The 2,177-nt window shown below is 69.9% G+C and carries 2 protein-coding genes; one reads left to right on the forward strand and one right to left on the reverse strand.

Annotated elements, in window-relative coordinates; translation table 11 throughout:
• Window positions 1-346: 346 nt before the first annotated feature.
• The gene (locus tag ACFU5F_RS42275) at window positions 347-823 is read right to left on the reverse strand and encodes a MarR family winged helix-turn-helix transcriptional regulator (RefSeq protein ID WP_383898999.1); all 477 of its coding nucleotides are present in this window, start codon (window positions 821-823) and stop codon (window positions 347-349) included.
• Between the two features lie 207 nt (window positions 824-1,030).
• Here ACFU5F_RS42275 and ACFU5F_RS42280 point away from each other — a divergent pair, with 207 nt between their 5' ends.
• Complete coding sequence (locus tag ACFU5F_RS42280; RefSeq protein WP_383899001.1) at window positions 1,031-2,155, forward strand: amidohydrolase family protein; 1,125 nt, start codon at window positions 1,031-1,033, stop codon at window positions 2,153-2,155.
• Window positions 2,156-2,177 lie beyond the last annotated feature (22 nt).

Raw genomic sequence — 2,177 nt, forward strand, 5'->3', positions numbered from 1 at the left:
GTCCAGTGCGTCGGCGCCGACGGGGCTGCGGAACTGGGTACGGGCGGCCGCGGCGAACCGGCCGCGGGTGCCATACGAAGCCACTCACGGAGCCGCCCGCGCCGTTGGGAACGGGGAACGCGGCCCTGCGCCAGAAAGATCCGCGAGCCGGAAGAGGAACGCGGAATCCTGCGGAAAGCGGCGAAGTGTTGCGCCGGGGGAGACGCGCCGGTGACCGCTTCCAGCTCGTCGCCGACCACCAGCGCGGCTACGGAGTGAAGCGGCTGTGCCGGAGCCTGGCATCGCCCGCTCCAGCGACTGTGTTGCCCGGGGAGGGGCTGGCCACTGTGCCCGGGAGCCAACAGCGTCAAGGCGTGGAAGGGCGGGGGAGTTCCACTACCGTCGATTCCGGAGATCCCCATGGCTCCTCCAGCGCGGCCCGAAGTGCGGTGACGGTATCCGCACCGACGCGCCCGGCGAGCGTGGCTTCGAGCCCTGCCAGTATCTGCATCGTCTCTGTGCGGCGCCGAGCACCGGCCGCTGTGAGGAGTACGAGCTTGGACCGCGCGGAGTGCGGATCGCTCTCCACGGTCACCACGCCCAGGGCGACAAGTTCGTGGACCCACTGGTGCGCTGTCGGGGCGCTGACGCCCAGACGCCGGGCCAGCTCGGCGATGCTCGCCCCTTCTGCCGGGAGCTGACTGAGCAGGGTCACGTGTGCCGCGCTGATGGCGGACCCGTCTTCCTGGGCCTCGAACGCCGTGGTCAGGGCGGCTCGGAACCAGTTGTGTGCGCGCCACAGCAGCCGGATGAGCGGCTCGGGTTCGGGCGGGGAGGAGGGCATGTGGTTCTGCTTTCGCGGTGGGCGGTCGGTTCGGCGCGGTCTGTCGATCGTAGGCCGGTCAGGTCTGGTGTCCAACATCGCAGGAGCTTCCGAGATCCTTCTTCATTAGGTAGCCTATGAGTAGGTTACCTAATGGTGGAGTTCGCATCGAACCCCACCTGTCGACCCATGCGCGTGCTTCCCGTAAACCGATGGAAAGGCATGACGATGACGCCAAGATCGCCTGAATCCCCCCTCACTGCGGGCACCTCGCGGCGGCGCCTGCTGGCCGCCGCGGCCGGCACCACCGCCGGCGCGGCAGCCCTCGCGGCCTCGCCCGCCCCTGCGCAGGCCGCTCCCTCCACGTCGGCCGGGACCCCCGTCGGCGGCCCGGGGCGCGGCATGAAGGTGATCGCGGTCGAAGAGGCGTTCTCCGTTCCGGAGCTGATCCCGTGGCCGGGCGAAGCCTCGATGCCCCCCGGCTGGGGGCAGGAGTGGGGGCGGCGGCTCGCCGACTTCACGGAGTTGCGGCTGGCGGACATGGACAAGCATGGCGTGGACATGCAAATCCTGTCGCTCACCTCACCCGGCGTGGAGGCCATCGAGGACCCCTCCAAGGCCGTGGCAACGGCCCGTCAGGTCAACGACCACCTGGCCGACGTGGTCGCCGCCCACCCGACGCGGTTCGCCGGCTTCGCCACCCTGCCGTTGCAGGACCCGAAGGCCGCCGTGGTCGAGCTGCGCCGGGCGGTGGAGCAACTCGGACTCAAGGGGGTCCTGCACAACGACCACGTTCTGGGCCACTACCTCGACGAGCCGCAGTTCCGGCCGGTGTGGGCCGAGCTTGAACGGCTGGGCGTGACGCTCTACCTCCATCCCGCGCTCTTCCCCGCCGATCAGTGGCGGGTGTTCCAGGGGCATCCCGTACTGAGCGGGCCCTCCTGGGGATGGACAGCGCAGGTCGGTGCCCACGCACTTCGCCTGATCTACGGTGGAGTGTTCGACGAGTTCCCCGGGGCCACGGTGACGCTGGGGCACATGGGAGAACTGCTGCCCTTCCAGTTGGCCCGGCTCGACAGCCGCTACCACCAGGCCGACCCCAAGGGCAGGCCGCGACACCTGCCCTCCCACTACCTGCGGAACAACCTCTACGCGACCACCAGCGGCGTCTTCTCCCACGCGGCCCTCCTCGGAGCCGTCCAGGCCCTCGGCGCCGACCGGCTGCTGTTCGCCGTCGACTACCCCTACGAATCAACGGCCGAGGCAGTCGAGTTCCTCCGCACAGCGCCGTTCTCCCGCGCCGACCTCAAGCGCATCGCGCACCGCAACGCGGCACACCTGCTGAACCTCTGATCAGGACCGCAGCAGGAGAGGC

Origin of the sequence: Streptomyces sp. NPDC057438 (assembly GCF_042802995.1) — a bacterium.
GTDB lineage: Bacteria > Actinomycetota > Actinomycetes > Streptomycetales > Streptomycetaceae > Streptomyces.

Excerpts from the sequence above, each read along its gene's own strand:
- ACFU5F_RS42280 (WP_383899001.1), top strand. The coding sequence starts at position 1,031 with ATGACGCCAAGATCGCCTGAATCCCCCCTCACTGCGGGCACCTCGCGG.
- ACFU5F_RS42275 (WP_383898999.1), bottom strand. The coding sequence starts at position 823 with ATGCCCTCCTCCCCGCCCGAACCCGAGCCGCTCATCCGGCTGCTGTGG.